This window comes from Bradyrhizobium sp. B097 (assembly GCF_038957035.1).
Classification (GTDB): Bacteria; Pseudomonadota; Alphaproteobacteria; order Rhizobiales; family Xanthobacteraceae; genus Bradyrhizobium.
The window spans coordinates 2,194,561-2,211,255 of sequence record NZ_CP152412.1 but is presented as its reverse complement, the minus strand read 5'-3'; the positions used below and the strand labels follow the sequence as shown (position 1 = coordinate 2,211,255).

Annotated in this window: 16 protein-coding genes; 6 read left to right on the top strand and 10 right to left on the bottom strand. The window is 65.5% G+C overall.

The genetic code is table 11. The annotated features are described in order from the left end of the window. Window positions 1–73: 73 nt before the first annotated feature. Both AAFG07_RS10220 and AAFG07_RS10215 read right to left on the bottom strand, forming a co-directional pair. Complete coding sequence (locus AAFG07_RS10220) at window positions 74–1,861, bottom strand: tetratricopeptide repeat protein (RefSeq protein WP_342727158.1); 1,788 nt, start codon at window positions 1,859–1,861, stop codon at window positions 74–76. Between the two features lie 436 nt (window positions 1,862–2,297). Continuing rightward, window positions 2,298–3,956, bottom strand: a complete 1,659-nt coding sequence (locus AAFG07_RS10215) for an electron transfer flavoprotein-ubiquinone oxidoreductase (protein ID WP_342727157.1) — start codon at window positions 3,954–3,956, stop codon at window positions 2,298–2,300. 190 nt (window positions 3,957–4,146) lie between these two features. On the opposite strand from AAFG07_RS10215, the gene AAFG07_RS10210 reads away from it, so the two are divergent. Next, entirely contained in the window at window positions 4,147–4,968 is an 822-nt protein-coding gene (locus tag AAFG07_RS10210; RefSeq protein WP_342729115.1) for a uracil-DNA glycosylase, read from the top strand. 104 nt (window positions 4,969–5,072) lie between these two features. On the opposite strand, the gene AAFG07_RS10205 is transcribed toward AAFG07_RS10210, so the two are convergent. The 4 genes from AAFG07_RS10205 to AAFG07_RS10190 form a co-directional block, all read right to left on the bottom strand. Beyond that, a complete protein-coding gene (locus AAFG07_RS10205) occupies window positions 5,073–6,578 on the bottom strand; it encodes a glycosyltransferase family 39 protein (RefSeq protein WP_342727156.1) in 1,506 nt (501 codons plus the stop codon). Window positions 6,579–6,904: 326 nt separating this feature from the next. Continuing rightward, entirely contained in the window at window positions 6,905–7,681 is a 777-nt protein-coding gene (locus AAFG07_RS10200) for a ribonuclease HII (RefSeq protein ID WP_342727155.1), read from the bottom strand. Between the two features lie 78 nt (window positions 7,682–7,759). Beyond that, window positions 7,760–8,206, bottom strand: coding sequence for a VOC family protein (locus AAFG07_RS10195; RefSeq protein WP_342727154.1), 447 nt, complete (start codon window positions 8,204–8,206; stop codon window positions 7,760–7,762). A 106-nt stretch (window positions 8,207–8,312) separates the two neighbouring features. Then, window positions 8,313–9,479, bottom strand: a complete 1,167-nt coding sequence (locus tag AAFG07_RS10190) for a PA0069 family radical SAM protein (protein WP_342727153.1) — start codon at window positions 9,477–9,479, stop codon at window positions 8,313–8,315. A 163-nt stretch (window positions 9,480–9,642) separates the two neighbouring features. On the opposite strand from AAFG07_RS10190, the gene AAFG07_RS10185 reads away from it, so the two are divergent. Both AAFG07_RS10185 and AAFG07_RS10180 read left to right on the top strand, forming a co-directional pair. After that, window positions 9,643–10,212, top strand: coding sequence for a glycosyl transferase (locus AAFG07_RS10185; protein ID WP_212315527.1), 570 nt, complete (start codon window positions 9,643–9,645; stop codon window positions 10,210–10,212). A gap of 91 nt (window positions 10,213–10,303) precedes the next feature. Beyond that, complete coding sequence (locus AAFG07_RS10180; protein ID WP_342727152.1) at window positions 10,304–11,245, top strand: helix-turn-helix domain-containing GNAT family N-acetyltransferase; 942 nt, start codon at window positions 10,304–10,306, stop codon at window positions 11,243–11,245. 127 nt (window positions 11,246–11,372) lie between these two features. On the opposite strand, the gene moaB is transcribed toward AAFG07_RS10180, so the two are convergent. After that, window positions 11,373–11,933 carry a molybdenum cofactor biosynthesis protein B gene (gene moaB / locus AAFG07_RS10175; protein WP_342727151.1) on the bottom strand — a complete coding sequence of 187 codons (561 nt, stop codon included), beginning with the start codon at window positions 11,931–11,933 and terminating at the stop codon, window positions 11,373–11,375. Between the two features lie 186 nt (window positions 11,934–12,119). Next, window positions 12,120–13,058, bottom strand: coding sequence for a neutral zinc metallopeptidase (locus AAFG07_RS10170; RefSeq protein ID WP_342727149.1), 939 nt, complete (start codon window positions 13,056–13,058; stop codon window positions 12,120–12,122). A gap of 380 nt (window positions 13,059–13,438) precedes the next feature. On the opposite strand from AAFG07_RS10170, the gene AAFG07_RS10165 reads away from it, so the two are divergent. The 3 genes from AAFG07_RS10165 (at window position 13,439) to AAFG07_RS10155 (ending at window position 15,976) form a co-directional block, all read left to right on the top strand. Beyond that, the gene (locus AAFG07_RS10165; RefSeq protein ID WP_173641249.1) at window positions 13,439–14,572 is read left to right on the top strand and encodes a site-specific DNA-methyltransferase; all 1,134 of its coding nucleotides are present in this window, start codon (window positions 13,439–13,441) and stop codon (window positions 14,570–14,572) included. 253 nt (window positions 14,573–14,825) lie between these two features. Continuing rightward, window positions 14,826–15,152, top strand: a complete 327-nt coding sequence (locus AAFG07_RS10160) for a hypothetical protein (RefSeq protein WP_342727148.1) — start codon at window positions 14,826–14,828, stop codon at window positions 15,150–15,152. Window positions 15,153–15,289: 137 nt separating this feature from the next. Next, complete coding sequence (locus AAFG07_RS10155) at window positions 15,290–15,976, top strand: glutathione S-transferase family protein (protein WP_342727147.1); 687 nt, start codon at window positions 15,290–15,292, stop codon at window positions 15,974–15,976. 72 nt (window positions 15,977–16,048) lie between these two features. Here AAFG07_RS10155 and AAFG07_RS10150 read toward each other — a convergent pair whose 3' ends face one another. After that, window positions 16,049–16,270: a DUF1127 domain-containing protein gene (locus AAFG07_RS10150; protein ID WP_342727146.1), complete on the bottom strand. Its 222-nt coding sequence runs from the start codon at window positions 16,268–16,270 to the stop codon at window positions 16,049–16,051. Beyond that, complete coding sequence (locus AAFG07_RS10145) at window positions 16,230–16,676, bottom strand: nuclear transport factor 2 family protein (protein WP_342727145.1); 447 nt, start codon at window positions 16,674–16,676, stop codon at window positions 16,230–16,232. Before AAFG07_RS10145 ends, AAFG07_RS10150 begins: the two co-directional genes overlap by 41 nt. Between the last annotated feature and the right edge of the window lie 19 nt (window positions 16,677–16,695).

Here is a 16,695-nt window from a genome sequence, read left to right as displayed (position 1 = left end):
TTATGGGTCCCTGCTCCCGTGCGCAATTGCGCACTAGGCAGGGACGACACCGCGTTTGCCGCACCCGCGAGCCCTAACCGCCCTTGCCGTCATCGTCCTTCTTCTTGTCGGCGGAGGCGGCGTTCGAGGTGTCGTCCGGCAGGCCGTTGTCGATCTTGGCCTGGATCTTCGGCAGCTCTTCCGGCTCGGGCTTGAGGTCGCGCGCATGCGCCCACTGGAACTTGGCTTCCAGCGTGCGGCCGACGCGCCAGTAGGCGTCGCCGAGATGGTCGTTGATGGTCGGATCTTCCGGTTTCAGATCGATCGCGCGCTCGAGGTTCTTCACCGCCTCCTCGTAATTGCCGATCCGGTAAAAGGCCCAACCGAGGGAATCGACGATGTAGCCGTCGTCAGGGCGCTGATCGACGGCACGCTTGATCATCTTCATGCCTTCGTCGAGGTTGATGCCCTGGTCGATCCAGGAATAGCCGAGATAGTTCAGCACATGCGGCTGCTCGGGCTGCAGTTCGAGCGCCTTGCGCATGTCGGCCTCGGCCTTATTCCACTGCTTGGAGCGCTCCTCGCAGATGCCGCGGTAGTAGTAGGTGACCCAGGCGTTCTTGTCGCCACCGGCGGCCGGCAGCGCGTCGATCGCCTGCGAATAGGTGGTGGCGCAGTCGGCGAACTTCTTGCGGCCGCGCTCGATATTGCCGAGCGCCAGGATCGCCTCGATGTCCTTCGGCTGATCCGTGGTGACTTCCTTGAGGATCTTGATCGCCTCGTCGCTGCGGTCGGCGGCGTCGAGATTGGTCGCGAGCTGGATCTGCGCGTTGCGCTTCAGCGGCGAGGACGCCGGCATCCGCTCATAGACCTTGATCGCCATCTGCGGCTTCTTCACCGATTCATAGAGATCGGCGAGCGACAGCAGCGCCAGCGGATGGTTCGGCTGCAGATAGAGCGCGAGCTGCAGATAGACCAGCGCGAGGTCCTCGCCGCCGCGGCGGGTCAGCGTCGCGCCGATGCCGTACAGCGCCTCGGCGGCTCCGGCCTGCGGTGAATCGATCAGCGGTGACAGCTTCTTGCCGGCCTTGGTTTCCTTGATGCCCTCCAGCACCAGCGGATGACGCGGCAGCTTCTTGTCGAACGCCTCGTACATCGCGGTCGCGGCGGCGGCATCCTTGTTGCGCGAGGTCCAGCGCGCATATTCGTCGACCGTGCGCAGCATCGAATCGTCGAGCTTGTAGACCTTCTCGAAGCGGGCGCCGGCATCCTTCTCCTTGCCGGACAGCTCGTAGATCATGCCGGCGTGCAGATCTTTGAAGATCGGATACCACTCGGGGCCGGTCAGCTTGTCGATCGAAGCGACCGCGCCCTTGCTGTCGCCGGCGCCGTAGGCTGCCCAGGCCGACAGCAGCGTGGCCACCAGATCGGTGATCGGGCCGCGCACCGACTGGTTGATGTTGGACTGCGCGGCGGCGTATTTCTTCAGCTTGAGGTCGCGCACGCCGACCACGAGGCGGGCGACGCGATTGGCCTTGTCCTGGATCAGGATGCGGTCGGCGAGCTTCACCGCCTCCTCGATGTCGCCATCGGCGAGCGAGGAGATGAAGGCACGGTCGAGCAGCTCGGAATTCTTCGGATCGGTGCGCAGCGCCGAGCGGTAGAACGCGGCGGCGGAGGCCGCATCGCGCTCGACACTGGCGTGGCGGGCGGCCAGATAGCTGCCGGCGGTGGTCAGCGACTTCAGGTCGGTTTTGCTCGGGAATTGCGCGGCATTGTCGGTCGGATGGTCTGGTGTCTGCGCCGCAAGCTGCGCAGGCACGGCAAGCGCCGCGGCAGCAAGAACGGCAATCGTCAGGCGGTTGAAACGGGTGGACAGCATCACGGTCGCCTTGCTCCAGGGGTTTAAGGCCACGAAGGATTTACGGCCAAGATCTTCGCGACAAGATCCTGCGATCAGTCTCAAAATGCGAACCCAAGCGGCGGCATCCCGGCGAGCGACAATGCCGCTTTTGGCGTTTATCCGCAAGGATCGCCCAGAGGTAACCCATGCCGAATCGATTGGCAGATTAGGCCGTTAGGCCCGCCGATCCAGCCAGCCCACCGCAAGACCCTCCCACTATGGCGGTATCGTGACCGGCCCCGGCATATTCGCGTGCGGAAGCAAAAAGCGCCGGATACTGGCGCCGCGGCCCCCTGTTCCGCGTCACCATTTGTATCCGGCGGTGCAATCCGGCCGCTCCAGACGAGGAGAGGACAGCGGACGCTGCAACCGGCCTCACGCAAATGTGGTCGGCCGCGTCAGCTTCACCTTGGCCTTACATCGCCTCGTAGTTCGGGCCGCCGCCGCCCTCCGGAGGAACCCAGGTGATATTGCCGTTGGGGTCCTTAACGTCGCAGGTTTTGCAGTGGACGCAATTCTGGGCGTTGATCTGGAAGCGCGGGCCGGCCGATTCCTCGACCCATTCATAGACGCCGGCCGGGCAATAGCGATTGGAGGGACCGGCGAACACGTCGTGCTCCGACGTCTTCTGCAGGTTCATGTCGGCGACCTTGAGATGGACCGGCTGGTCCTCCTCGTGGTTGGTGTTGGACAGGAACACCGACGACAGCTTGTCAAAGGAGATCTTGCCGTCCGGCTTCGGATAGGCGATCGGCTGGTGCTGCTTGGACGGATCGAGCGTCTTGCGGTCGGGCTTGGCGTGCGACTGGGTGCCGAACAGCGAGAAGCCGAGCGTGTTGCACCACATGTCGAAGCCGGAGAGCGCCATTCCGAGCAGGTTGCCGAACTTCGACAGCAGCGGCTTGGCGTTGCGGACCTTGAACAGGTCCTTGCCGATCGCGGACGAGCGCCAGGCGTTTTCATACTCGACGAGCTCGTCATTGGCGCGACCGGCGCCGAGCGCGGCCGCGACATGTTCGGCGGCGAGCATGCCGGAGCCCATCGCATTGTGGACGCCCTTGATGCGCGGGACGTTGACGAAGCCGGCCGCGCAGCCGATCAGCGCGCCGCCCGGGAAGGAGAGCCGCGGCACCGACTGGTAGCCGCCCTCGGTGATGGCGCGCGCACCATAGGCAAGCCGCTTGCCGCCTTCGAACAGTTCGCGGATATCGGGATGCGTCTTCATCCGCTGGAATTCGTCGAACGGCGACAGATACGGGTCGGTGTAGTTCAGATGCACCACGAAGCCGACCGCGACGCGGTTGTCGTCGTAATGATAGAGGAACGAGCCGCCGCCGGTCTTGTCGTTCAGCGGCCATCCCAGCGTATGCTGAACCCGTCCCTTGCGGTGCTTGGCCGGGTCGATCTGCCAGACCTCCTTGAGCCCGATGCCGAATTTCGGCGGCTCGGAGTTGGCGTCGAGCTTGAACTTCGCGATCAGCTGCTTCGACAGCGAGCCGCGCGCGCCTTCGGCGAACAGCGTGTACTTGCCGAGCAGCTCCATGCCGCGGGTGTAGGAATCCTTGTGGCTGCCATCCTTGGCGATGCCCATGTCGCCGGTGGCAATGCCGCGCACCGCGCCCTTGTCGTCATAGAGCACCTCAGTGGCGGCAAAGCCCGGGTAGATCTCGACGCCGAGCGCTTCCGCCTTCGGCGCCAGCCAGCGGCAGACATTGCCGAGCGAGCCGATATAGTTGTGATGATTGTGCATCAACGGCGGCATGATGAAGTTCGGAATGCGGAACCAGCCTTGCGACGTCGTCCAGTAGAAGCGGTCTTCCTTGACCTGGGTCTTCAACGGACAGTCTGCGTCCTCGCGCCAGTCCGGGATCAACTTGTCGAGCGACACCGGATCGATCACCGCACCCGACAGGATGTGCGCGCCGACCTCGGAGCCCTTCTCCACCACGACGATCGAGAGCTCGGGATTGAGCTGCTTCAGCCGGATCGCGGCCGACAGGCCCGACGGGCCGGCGCCGACGATGACGACATCGAATTCCATAGACTCGCGCAGGGGAAGGTCTTCAGCACTCATGATCTTGATCTCAGCCCATTGAGAACGCTTCTAAGCTTTTCAAAAGTCGTTGTTTCCGATTTTTGGCGGAAGGACAACCATGGAATTGCGCTTCCATGGCTTTGCACGGCCCGGATACCTCAAGAGAATAATCTTTTCCGAAATCGAGCCTCCACTTTTCTCCGCCATGCTCTAGATTGCGCCGATGGCCCTGATGCCCGAGCCCACCCCTACACTGCAGCAATTGCTCGCCTTTTACCTTGAGGCCGGGGTCGATTGCGCGCTCGGCGACGAGCCGATCAACCGGCTGGAAGAGCCCGAGCCAGTTCCCGCCCCCGCCGCGCCGCGTCCAGCTGCACTCAATCCGCTGCGCCCGCCACCGATGCCGGCCGTTCCGCGCAGCGAAATCGCCATCGCGCCGGACGCCGCAATCGCCTCCGCGCGCGAGGCCGCGCGCACCGCGCCGACGCTGGAGGCGCTGCGCGGACTGATGGAGACATTCGACGGTTGCGCGCTGAAGCACACCGCGACCCGGCTGGTGTTCGCCGATGGCAATCCGCAGGCGCGCGTGATGTTCGTCGGCGAGGCGCCGGGCCGCGACGAGGACATCGAGGGACTGCCGTTCGTCGGCCGCTCCGGCAAATTGCTCGACCGCATGATCGCGGCGATCGGGCTCGATCGCAGCAAGGCCTATATCGCCAACGTCATTCCGTGGCGGCCGCCGGGCAACCGGACGCCGACGCCGCAGGAGACGCAGGTGTGCCTGCCCTTCATCCAGCGCCATATCGAGCTGGTGAATCCCGACGTGCTGGTGACGCTCGGCAATCCCTCGACGCAGGCGCTGCTCGGCACGCGCGAGGGCATCATGCGCACGCGCGGCAAATGGATCGACTACGACACCGGCACGCGCACGATCCGCGCCGTCGCGACCTTCCATCCGGCCTATCTGTTGCGCTCGCCGTCGTACAAGAGATTGTCGTGGCAGGATTTGCGCGCGATCGCCAAGGTGTTGCAAGCCGCAACGGCTTCGTAGCTTGGTAGCCCGGATGGAGCGCAGCGCAATCCGGGACTGACCGTGCAGTTGAGGAGGCGGCCCCGGATTTCGCTACGCTTCATCCGGGCTACCGCTCTGGATCCTTACCCCTTCGGCCGCACGATCGCCCAACCGATCCGCAGCACCGGCTGCCGGCCGTTGACCAGCCGGTCGAACGAGCGCGGCACTTCCGGCACCAAGCCGGGAAAGCGCTGCGCGAGCTCGGGCGGCGGCGTACCGGCGGTGTCCTGCGCGCGCCAGACCACGACGCCGCCGGTCTCGTTGAATTTTGCGACCGACAGCCAGGGCGTCCGTTGCGGCGCGGCGTCGAGCAAAAGATGCGGACGACGCCCGTTCATCGCAACCAGGCTGGCGAGCTCGGGATCGCCGGCCACCGCGCGCAGGCGCTGGTTGGTGCGGCGTTCATAGCTGTCGTCGAAGAAACGTCCCATCGCGGCTGCCGGCAGCGAGGTCGGCACCTCGGTGGTGCTGGTCCAGGGCAGGAACAGCGCCGCCGCCAGCGCGACCGCGGCGGGCGCCGCGACAGCGAAGGCCCACACCGAGCGCAGCAGCCGCTGCCGCCTGAGATGGATCAGATCGCCGGTCGCGACGACGACCGCGAGCCCCGACATCAGCAGCGCCACGCCGGCGCCGCCGAAGGCGCGATCCAGATCGAACAGCCCGGACACGAAGCTGCTCACGATCGCCGGCGCGAACGCGAAGAAATAGACGAAGTGCTGCGCCAGCGGACTGACCGGCGGACGGTAGATGATGGGAGCATCCTCACGGTCGCGGGCGAACCAGCGCGAATTGAGGATCGCCAGCAGCACGATCGCAGCAGTCGCCACGATCAGCCCGCCGAGCACGACGCCCCAGCGCAGCGCACGCGCCCTGAGATCGGCAGCCGCGGGCAAGGCCGGCAGCGCCAGCACGTCGGCGCGGACCAGCCAGATCAGATAGGGCAGCGCCAGCACGATGATGACCAGCAGCGCATAGAGCGGATCGACCGCGCGCAGCGTGCGGCGCCCGCGCTCGGTTGCGAGGGCAAAGCCGACCACGAGCAGGATCATGCCGAGCGCCGCCGGCGTCGTCAGCAGCAGCAGGCCGCAATCGATCGACCAGGCGAACCAGGCGGCGCGCCGATCCTGCCCGATCAATTGCCAGGAATGCAGCAGCAGGAGCGCCCACAGCGGACGCGCCAGGATCAGCGGCCCGAACTCGACGCTTGGCGAGGAGAACACCACGACCGTCATCGACAGCAGCACCGCCAGCACGCCCTGCGGGCCGCCGACGATGGCGCGCGCCAGCTGGTAGAAGGCGATGAAGGTGGCGATCTCGCAGACCTGCGCCAGCAGATAGACCCCGAACACGTGATTGCCGGCGGCGCGGAAGGCGATGTCGGCGAGCCAGAACGAAAGCGGCGGCCCCATGTCGGTGCCGACCTGATATTCGCGGCCGAAGGCGAGGACGGTGGCGAGATTGCCGGGCGGGCTGCCGTAGAAGATCAGCGGCAGCAACAGCCAGATCGCCGCCTGCACCAGCACCACGACCCACACCACGAGGCGCGGCCGGGCGCGGATCAGTTCGACAACCAGGGAGGTAAACCGCATGAAACGCCTGAAATGCCCCAGCCACCCGCACGGAGCGGCGCCATCTGATCCCGAGGGTTTTGATAAACGGCGGCGGCGGTGGAGGCAACCGGGTGCGGGATGTGCCGCGGTGCAAAGTCAAATTCAACTGTCATGCCCCGCGAAGGCGGGGCATCCAGTACGCCGCGGCCGTTGGAATGAGACACAGCTGTCTCTGGAATACTGGATCGCCCGGCCCCGTTCTCCGCCGAGGCTTCGACGAGGCTGCGATCCCAGGCGCGCCGAAGCTTTAGCGGAGGCGGCGAGCCGGGCGATGACGGCGTTGGGTGGGTTGGAGTCGATGCGCGCTATGCCGCCGCGGACGCCGCGGCTTCGGTTTCCGCGTCCACCGTGAACAGATCGGGCTCGGCCGCGACCGGGAAATGCTTCAGCCGCGCGGCGACGACGGGGGCGAAGAAGCTGCGGTGATGGGTGCTGGGGCCGAGCCGGTCCAGCGCCTCGAGGTGCTCAGGCACGCCATAGCCCTTGTGCTGCTCGAAACCGTAGCCGGGGCAATCCAGCGCCAGCGCGCACATCAGCCGGTCGCGCGTCACCTTGGCGATGATCGAGGCCGCCGCGATCGAGGCCACGATGCCGTCGCCGCCGATCACCGCGTCGCAGTCGCAGGGCGTGGCGAGCTTGTCGCGGCCGTCGACGAAGACGTGTTTCGGCATTTCCGGCAGCGCATGGACGGCGCGCGCCAGCGCCCACAGCGAGGCGCGCAGGATATTGTCGCGGTCGATTCGCGCCGGCGAGGCCACCGCGACCGAGAACGCTGCGGTGGCGCAGATTTCCTCGAACAGTTCCTCGCGGCGCTCGGCGGTCAACCGCTTGGAATCGTCGAGACCCTTGGGAACACGAGCGGGATCCAGCACCACGGCGGCGGCAACCACGGGACCTGCCAGCGGGCCGCGCCCGGCCTCGTCGCAGCCGGCGACCGGCCAGATGCCGCGCTTGATCAGCGCGCGCTCGCGCCGAAAGCTCGGCCGTGTCACGGCGACGACACGCTTGCCAAGCCTGGCTGATTTGGCCGGCGCCTTCTTCGACGTGGTCTTTGACGCACTTTTGGCTTTATCCCGAATCATGCGGGGATGGTGATCAAGCCGGCTCCGCGGCGCAACCGGGAACCCGGCGCCCTTCCCCGTTATTCAATTCGGCTCGCACTAATCGGGAATCGACACCCGCCCGCTCTCGAGAACCTCGAAGCCCGGCGCGCGCACCACTTCCCAGGCGTGGCCGTCGGAATCGCCGAAATAGCCGCAATAACCGCCATAGCTGGTCGGCTGTGCGGGCTTCAGCAATTTGGCGCCTTTCGACAGCGCGAATGCCATCACGCGATCGACCTCGGCATCGTCGTTGCAGTTCCAGGCAATCGAAACACCACGGAACGCGGCCGGGCGCGGCTGATCCGGCAGCCCGGCGTCGTCGGCCAGCAGATGCCACGGGAACAGCCCGAGCACGCTGCCGCCGGTCTCGAAGAAGGCGACCTCCTCGCCGGTCGCGCACATCTTCCGGGTGAAACCGAGGGATTCGTAGAAGGCGATGCTGGCGCGCATGTCGCTGACGCCGAGCGTGAGGACGGTGAAGCGTGCGGTCGGGGCGTTACTCATGTTTACTTTCTCGTCATTGCGAGCGAAGCGAAGCAATCCATCGTACCGCATATACCGAAGCATGGATTGCTTCGTCGCTTCGCTCCTCGCAATGACGTCTGTGGCGTCAGAACAAGCTCAACTGCTGCCCGTTGCGCTTCGGCTTGGCGAAGTGATCGGTGGTCAGCTTGGTGCGCCGCTTGTTGAGGCCGAGCTTCTCGCAGGCGATCTCGAAACGGCGGCCGATCATCCAGGCCATCGGGCCGGTGCCCTTCATCCGCGTGCCCCATTGCGAATCGTAGTCGCGGCCGCCGCGCATGTCGCGGATCAGCGTGAAGACATGACGATAGCGGTCGGGATAGTTCGCCATCAGCCATTCGCGGAACAGATCGCGCACCTCGAGCGGCAACCGCAGCAGCACATAGCTCGCCTCCCTGGCGCCGGCGTGGGCGGCGGCATCGAGGATGCGCTCGATCTCGGAATCGTTCAGCGCCGGGATCACGGGCGCGACCATCACCGTGGTCGGGATGCCGGCATCCGCGAGCCGCTTGATCGCCTCAAGCCGTTTCGATGGGGTCGAGGCGCGCGGCTCCATGGTGCGGGCGAGCTTCGGGTCGAGCGTCGTCACCGACAGCGCGACCTTGGCGAGGTTACGCTTGGCCATCCGCGCGAGGATATCGATGTCGCGGGTCACCAGCGCCGACTTGGTCACGATGCCGACCGGATGGCCGGCGCGCTCCAATACCTCGAGGATGCCGCGCATGATTTTCCGTTCGCGCTCGATCGGCTGATACGGATCGGTGTTGGTGCCGATCGCGATCATCCGCGCCTCGTAATCGGGCGCCGCCAGCTCCTTTTCCAGCAGCGCGGGCGCGTCCGGCTTGGCGAACAGCTTCGATTCGAAGTCGAGCCCCGGCGACAGGCCGAGATAGGCGTGGGTCGGCCGCGCGAAGCAATAGACGCAGCCGTGCTCGCAGCCGCGATAGGGATTGATCGAGCGATCGAAACCGATATCGGGCGAGTCGTTGCGGGTGATCACCTTGCGCGAGGTGTCGAGCGCCACGCTGGTCGAAAACGGCGGCAGGTCTTCGAGGCTCTGCCAGCCGTCGTCGAAGGCAACCCGCGCCTCGGCCTCGTAGCGGCCGGTGGCATTGGACTGCGCGCCGCGGCCGCGCCGCCGCTCGCGCTCGATCGCGACCGCAAGCTCGGGAAAAGGAGTGGGTGCACCCGCCGGGTTATCGGAGGGCGCCGTTACCGGCGGGTGCTTGAGGGCATGAGAGGATGCTCGGCTCATGCTTTGAAGCTAACACAGCCTGAGAACAAATCAAGAACATCACCTGAGAAAATCCACAAAGTGATGACGTAAAAATCTGCAGGCGAACAGGCTGCTTTGAATATGACAAGGTGATAACACGGCCGGAGTTTCTCCACCGTTTGAGCCAGCGAAGCCTCAAATCATGCTGAGCGTGATCATCCCCACCGACGGAGTCGAGCGCACCGCGGTCGCAACGCTCGCGGCGCTGGTGCCGGGCGCGGCTGCCGGCGTCATCCGCGAGGTGCTGCTGGTCGACCGCACCAACAGCGATGTGATGGAGCGCGTCGCCGACATCGCCGGCTGTCACTTCCTGCGTTTCGAGGGCACCCGCGCCGCGGCGCTCGCCGCAGGCGCGCGGCAGGCGCGTTCGCCCTGGCTGATGTTCCTGCATCCGGGCGCGGTGCTCGACGCCGGCTGGATCGAGGAGACCACCCAGTTCATCCAGATGGTGGCGGCAAGCGGCAAGGACCGCGCCGGCATCTTCCGCTACGCCCGCGCGCCCTACACCGACCCCGGGCTGCGCGACGGCCTCAAATTCGTGGCCCGGATGATCACCGGCCCCTCGGCCGAACAGGGCCTCTTGATCGCGCGCGAGCATTACGAGCGGATCGGCGGCTACCGGCCGGACGCCCGCCGCTCCGAGGCGCGCCTGCTGCGCCGGCTCGGCCGCTCCTCGCGCACCATGCTGCGCAGCCGGATCATGGTGGCGTAGGGCATATTCAAGCCAAGCAGGCACCGGTTCGCGCGAAGCAAACACGAGAAAGCGCTTGCGGATTATTTGATTCTGTCAAATAATATGTTTGATGAAATCAAACTCCTATGACACCGCCCTCGAGAGCCAGGTCGCCGCGGTCCGCGGCTTCAGCCGGTTCTATACCCGCAAGCTCGGCATCATCGAGCCGAAGCTGCTGCATTCCTCGTTCACGTTGCAGGAAGCGCGGATCATCTACGAGCTCGCGCATCGCACGGACTGCACCGCGACCGATCTGGTGCGCGATCTCGACCTCGATGCCGGCTTCGTCAGCCGCACGCTACAGGCACTGCAGCGCCGCCAGATCGTGACGCGCAAGCCGTCAAAGGCCGACAAGCGCGTCAATGAGGTCGCCCTCACCGCCAAGGGCCGCACCGCTGCCGCCGACCTCGACCGCCGTTCGCGCAGCGAGGTCGGGGCGCTGCTGAAGCAGATGGACGGCGACCGCCGTGCAGCCGTGGTGCGCGCCATGAGCACGATCGAGCAGTCGCTGGAGCCGCCGGCCGAGAAGCCGGTGGGTTTCCTGCTGCGCAGTCATCGCGTCGGCGACATCGGCTGGGTGATCTCGCAACAGGGACGGGCCTACGCGGAGGAATATGGCTGGGACATCAGTTACGAGGCGTTGGTAGCCGAGATCTGCGCGCAGTTTCTGCGATCGTTCGATCCGACCTGCGAGCATTGCTGGATCGCGGAGGTCGACGGCGAGCCGGTCGGCTCGATCTTCCTGGTCAACGGCGGCGACGGGGTCGCCAAGCTGCGGCTGCTCGCGGTGGAGGAGAAGGCCCGCGGGCTTGGCGTCGGCCGCGCGCTGGTCGAGCAATGCATCCGCTCCGCACGCGAGATGGGCTACAGGAAGATGACGCTGTGGACCCAGAGCATCCTGGTCGCCGCACGCGGCATCTACGCGCGCGCCGGCTTTGAGCGCATCAAGGACGAGAAGCACCACAGCTTTGGCGTCGACCTGGTGGGGGAGACGTGGGAGCTGGAGCTTTAGGCGTCACCCCCTCACCGTCATTCCGGGGCATCGCGCAGCGATGAGCCCGGAATCCATTGGGCCACAGAACCTGCGGCGAAATGGATTCCGGGCTCGCGCTGCGTGCGCCCCGGAATGACGGTGGTGGCTACGCGCTCGCGCCCTTCGCCTTGGCGCGGCGCAGATGTTCGTCCAGCCGCGGCATGATCTCGACGAAATTGCAGGGCCGCGTGCGGTAGTCGAGCTGCGCGGCCAAAATGCCGTCCCAGCCGTCGCGGCAGGCGCCGGGCGAACCGGGCAGGCAGAAGATGAAGGTCGCGCCCGCAACGCCGGCGGTAGCGCGGCTCTGGATCGTCGATGCGCCGATCTTGGCATGGCTCAGCATATGAAAGGCGATCGAAAAGCCGTCCATCCGCTTCTCGAACAACGGCTCGACCGCCTCCGGCGTCACGTCGCGGCCGGTAAAGCCGGTGCCGCCGGTGGTGATGACGGCATCGACGCCCGGGTCTGCGATCCAGCGCCGGATCACGGCCCGGATCGCCCCGACATCGTCGGTGACGATCTCGCGCGCCGCGAGCTTGTGGCCGGCCGCGGTGAGACGGTCGGCGAGCGTGGTGCCCGACCTGTCATCGGCCAGCGTGCGGGTGTCGGAAATCGTCAGCACCGCGATGTTGAGCGGGATGAAGGTTTTGGATTCGTCGGTCGACATGGCTTGCTCTCTCGCTCCCTCTCCCGCTTGCGGGGGAGGGTTGGGGTGGGGGTGTCGCCGCGAGTCGGAGCTTTGTGAGGAGAGAGCCCCCACCCGCATCGCATCTGAAGATGCGATGCGACCTCCCCCGCAAGCGGGAGAGGTGAACCGAAATCGCGGCTACACCCGGCGATCAATCAACAATGACTAGCCGTTGCCGCCGAACGTGTTGCAGGCCTGCACGGTGCCCTGCTGGTAGCCGGTCATGAACCACTGCTTGCGCTGCGCGGCTGAGCCGTGGGTAAAGGAGTCGGGCACCACCCGGCCCGTCGCCTGCCGCTGCAGCGTGTCGTCGCCGATCGCATTCGCCGTGGTCAGCGCGGCATCGATATCGCCGGCCTCGAGGAAGCCCGGCCGCTTCTTCTCCTCGCGGTTGACCCAGACGCCGGAGAGGCAGTCGGCCTGCAACTCGACCTTGACCTGCAGCGCGTTGGCCTCGGCCTTGCTGCCGGCCTGCTGCTGCAACCGGTTCACGCGCGGGATGATGCCGAGCAGGTTCTGGATGTGATGGCCGGCCTCATGCGCGATGATATAGGCCGCGGTGAATTTGCAGGCGTTGCCCGAGCAGCCGCGGAAGCGCGTCTCGACCTCGCGGAAGAAACCGGTGTCGAGGAAGATGGTCTTGTCCGGCGGGCAGTAGAACGGTCCCATCGCCGACTGCGCCATGCCGCAGCGGCCGCCATTGGTGGCGTTGCGGAACAGCACGATCTTCGGACCGGTGTAGGTCTGGCCGCTGGCCTGGAAGATCTCGCTCCAGCGATCGTCGATTTCACCCAGGATGCCGGCGATCATGCTGCCCATCTCGTCGGTCGGCGCGCCGCGCTTGGCCTGCCCGCCCGACGACTGCCGGTCGGTCTGATAGCTCGGCGCCTGGCCGCCGCCGGTGAGAATCTCGGCGCCGCCGATCAGGATGCGCGGATCGATGCCGAAGGCATAGCCGAGCAGGCCGAGCACGATGACCGTGCCGATGCCGAGCCCGCCACCGCCGCCCATCGGAATCCCGAAGCCGCCACCACCACCGCCGCCCCCGCTGTCGTCGCGACGGTCTTCGACATCGTCGCTGCGGCGGAAATCATCATAGCGCATGGCGGTTTCCCTTCATTCCAGTCGGCGCCCCAATGCGGGACACACCAACCTAAAATTTCCATTCTGTTAATCAATATCCTGCCCGGCAAAAATTGCCTAGTCCGCAGACGCGCATCCTTTGCTGTGCGAACCGCCGCAAGCAGCGGCAATTTACCGGTCGAATCGTGCCGGTTTGATGATCCGCAAAATTTTTCGCCGAACGCGCTGATGTTGCAGCACAACGCAAACGACAATGCGCCATGCCGCGCAAAAGATGCTGCAATCTTTTGCATGAACATTTCCAATTAAGTCGATTTTTACTTTGCCGGGTCAATGTGACGCCAGTCGGTTGTTTAGTCCCGCGTCGCCGACAGCGTCGCCTGAGTCAGAGTTCTTGAGTCATGGTAGTGTCGCGTCGCGGGGCGTCTGCAAGGGCGCCCCGCACTAAATTTGAGAGTGCCCCGTCGAGCCACATCGTCATTGGCGATTGCGTGGCCGAGTTGTCGAAGCTTCAGGCCGGCTCGGTCGACCTGGTCTTCGCGGATCCTCCCTACAATCTGCAGCTCAAGGGCGATCTCAAACGCCCCGACGAATCGCATGTCGATGCCGTCAACGACGACTGGGACAAGTTCTCGTCGTTCGCTGCCTATGACGATTTCACCCGCGCCTGGCTGCTGGCCTGTCGCCGCGTGATGAAGCCGTCGGCAACGCTGTGGGTGATCGGCTCCTATCACAATATCTTCCGCGTCGGCGCGATCATGCAGGACCTCGGCTTCTGGCTCTTGAACGACATCGTGTGGCGCAAGTCCAATCCGATGCCGAATTTCCGCGGCCGCCGCTTCACCAACGCGCACGAGACCATGATCTGGGCCGCGCGCGACGAGAAGGCCAAGGGCTACACCTTCAATTACGAAGCGCTGAAGGCGTCCAATGAGGACGTGCAGGCGCGCTCCGACTGGCTGATCCCGCTGTGCACCGGCGAGGAACGCCTCAAGGGCGATGACGGCAAGAAGGTTCATCCGACGCAGAAGCCCGAGCAGCTGCTCGCCCGCGTGCTGCTGTCGTCGTCGAAGCCCGGCGATCTCGTGATCGATCCGTTCAACGGCACCGGAACGACAGGCGCAGTCGCCAAAAGGCTCGGCCGCAACTATATCGGCTTCGAGCGCGACCGGACCTATGCCGCCGCCGCCGAAGCGCGAATCGCCGCGATCGAGCCGCTGCCGGCCGAGACCTTGGCCCCGTTCATGACCGCACGCGAGGCGCCGCGGGTGGCATTCTCCGAACTGATCGAACGCGGCATGATCGTGCCCGGCGCCAAGCTGGTCGATGCCAAGAAGCGCCATGGCGCCCTGGTGCGCGCCGACGGCGCCATCATGCTCGGCGACAAGGTCGGCTCGATCCACCGCATCGGCGCGGTCGCGCAGGGCTCCGGCGCCTGCAACGGCTGGACCTTCTGGCACGTCGAGACCAAGACCGGCCTGCGGCTGATCGACGAACTGCGCGCCGAGATCCGCTCCGAGATGGCGGTGGGCTGAGCGGCCGCCGCAATTCTAGTCATCTACTCTCGTCATTCCCCGATGCGCAATTGCGCATCTGAGGGCTCGCGAAGCGAGAGCCCGGAATCCATCGGCCGCTGAGCACGTGGCGCAATGGATTCCGGGCTCGCCGCTCCGCGGCGCCCCGGAATGACGAGGTCGATGACGCCGTCTTGAACGCCGGCCACCTTGTTGCGCCGCGGCGGCGGGCCTACATTGACCTCCGTCACTCGCCGTTTCGATTGGTCGCCCGATGCGAAGACAATCCGAGACATTGCTGCTGGTGCCGCTGTTGCCGGTCTTCCTGCTCGGCATGTTTCCGATGCTGCTGATCGGCCTGCTCGGATTCTTCGGCCTGATCATTTTCGGCATCCTGCTGGTCTGCGTCGGCCTGACGCTTGCCCTCGAGGCGCACAGCGAATTCAATGAAGGGGTCATCGTCCACGGCTATGCCCGCGGCTCCGAGCGCGCGACACAGCTTTCCAACCTGCATGCTGCGACCCGCTCCGCCGCCGTGCTGGACGTCGCTGGCGTTGCGCTGGTCGTCGCGGGTATCCTGGGCTTCTTCTGGGTCGGCTGACCAGCGCGGCACGCGACCCTGATTCACAAACTCGTCGCTTGCGCATTGCGGCGAAGTTTGCGCATGAGGGGCCGGTCTGCGGCCCTCGCCCGCCGCGTCCCGATCTCGCCGGTCACAAGAACCAAGGGAGTCACTTCATGATCAAATTCTATTTCAACGGCGCGCCGAACCCGATGAAGGTCGCGCTGTTTCTGGAAGAGTCCGGCCTACCCTTCGAAGCGATCCCGGTCGACACCCGCAAGGGCGAGCAGTTCGCGCCCGACTTCCTCAAGGTCAATCCGAACGGCAAGGTGCCGGCGATCGACGACGACGGCATCTTCGTGTTCGACTCCAACGCGATCCTGCTCTACCTCGCCGAGGAGCACGGCAAGTTCCTGCCCGCCAACACCCCGGCCAACCGCGCCGCGACGCTGTCCTGGCTGATGTTCATCGCGACCGGCGTCGGCCCCTATTCCGGCCAGGCCGTGCATTTCAAGCATTTCGCGCCGAAGGACCTCGACTACGCCAACAACCGCTACCAGTACGAGGCGCATCGCCACTACAAGATCCTCGACGATCACCTGGCGAAGAGCCGCTACATGGTCGGCGACGCCTATTCGATCGTCGACATGGCGTTCTGGGGCTGGGTGCGGATGGCAACCTTCATCCTCGGCGAGGAAGGCTTTGCCAAATACCCGAATGTGAAGCGGCTGCTCGACGAGATCTCGGCGCGGCCCGCGGCGGCCCGCGCCAACGCGCTGAAGGACAAGCACACCTTCAAGGCCGAAATGGACGACGAGGCCCGCAACATCATGTTCGGCCATCTCAAGTCCAAGGTGGCGTAAGCCGCCCTTAAACGCTGCGCAGGTGGGCGCGCTTGCGCGTTGCCCACCCTGCATGCTGCGATCGTTTCGATCTCACGGCGGCCAGTACGGCCTGCCCTTGTCATACCGGCCGTGGTCGACAACGTCGGCACGGCAGATCCCGATATCCTGCAACTCGCGTTCACTCATAGCGGCAAGCTGCCGCCATGCGCGCCGGTTCTCACGCCACTGCCCGATCCAGGCGAGCGCCGCCGCGAGACCGGCAACCAGGCACCTAACCCGCCGCGCGAACCGCGGCCGCCGGAAACGGACCAAGTGCCTTCTCGGTCAGCACCGAGTCGCAATATTCCCGCACCTCCTTGATCCGGCCGCCGCCGTCGAAGCGGAACACCATGCAATAGTCGTTGTCGTAACGCTGGCCCTCCTTGGTCAGGTTGTTGCCCTTGGCCTCGACCACCACGATATCGCCGTCGGCGATGATACGATGGGCGACCGTGCGGGTCCGTTCCACCAGCCTGGATCGGACGGTGCCGTGCAGATCGTTCATGATCGATTGCTTGCCGGTGAAGGTGCGCGACCAGGAATATTGCCCGGTCACGGTCCAGATCGCGTCGTCGGCGAGCGTCGCCATGAACAGCGATTTCTCGCGCACCGCGGGATCGGGATTGCTCGCGACCACGAATATCTCCTGCACCAGTTTCTTGTTGTCGGCTGCGCTCATGGCGCGTCTCCTTGCGATG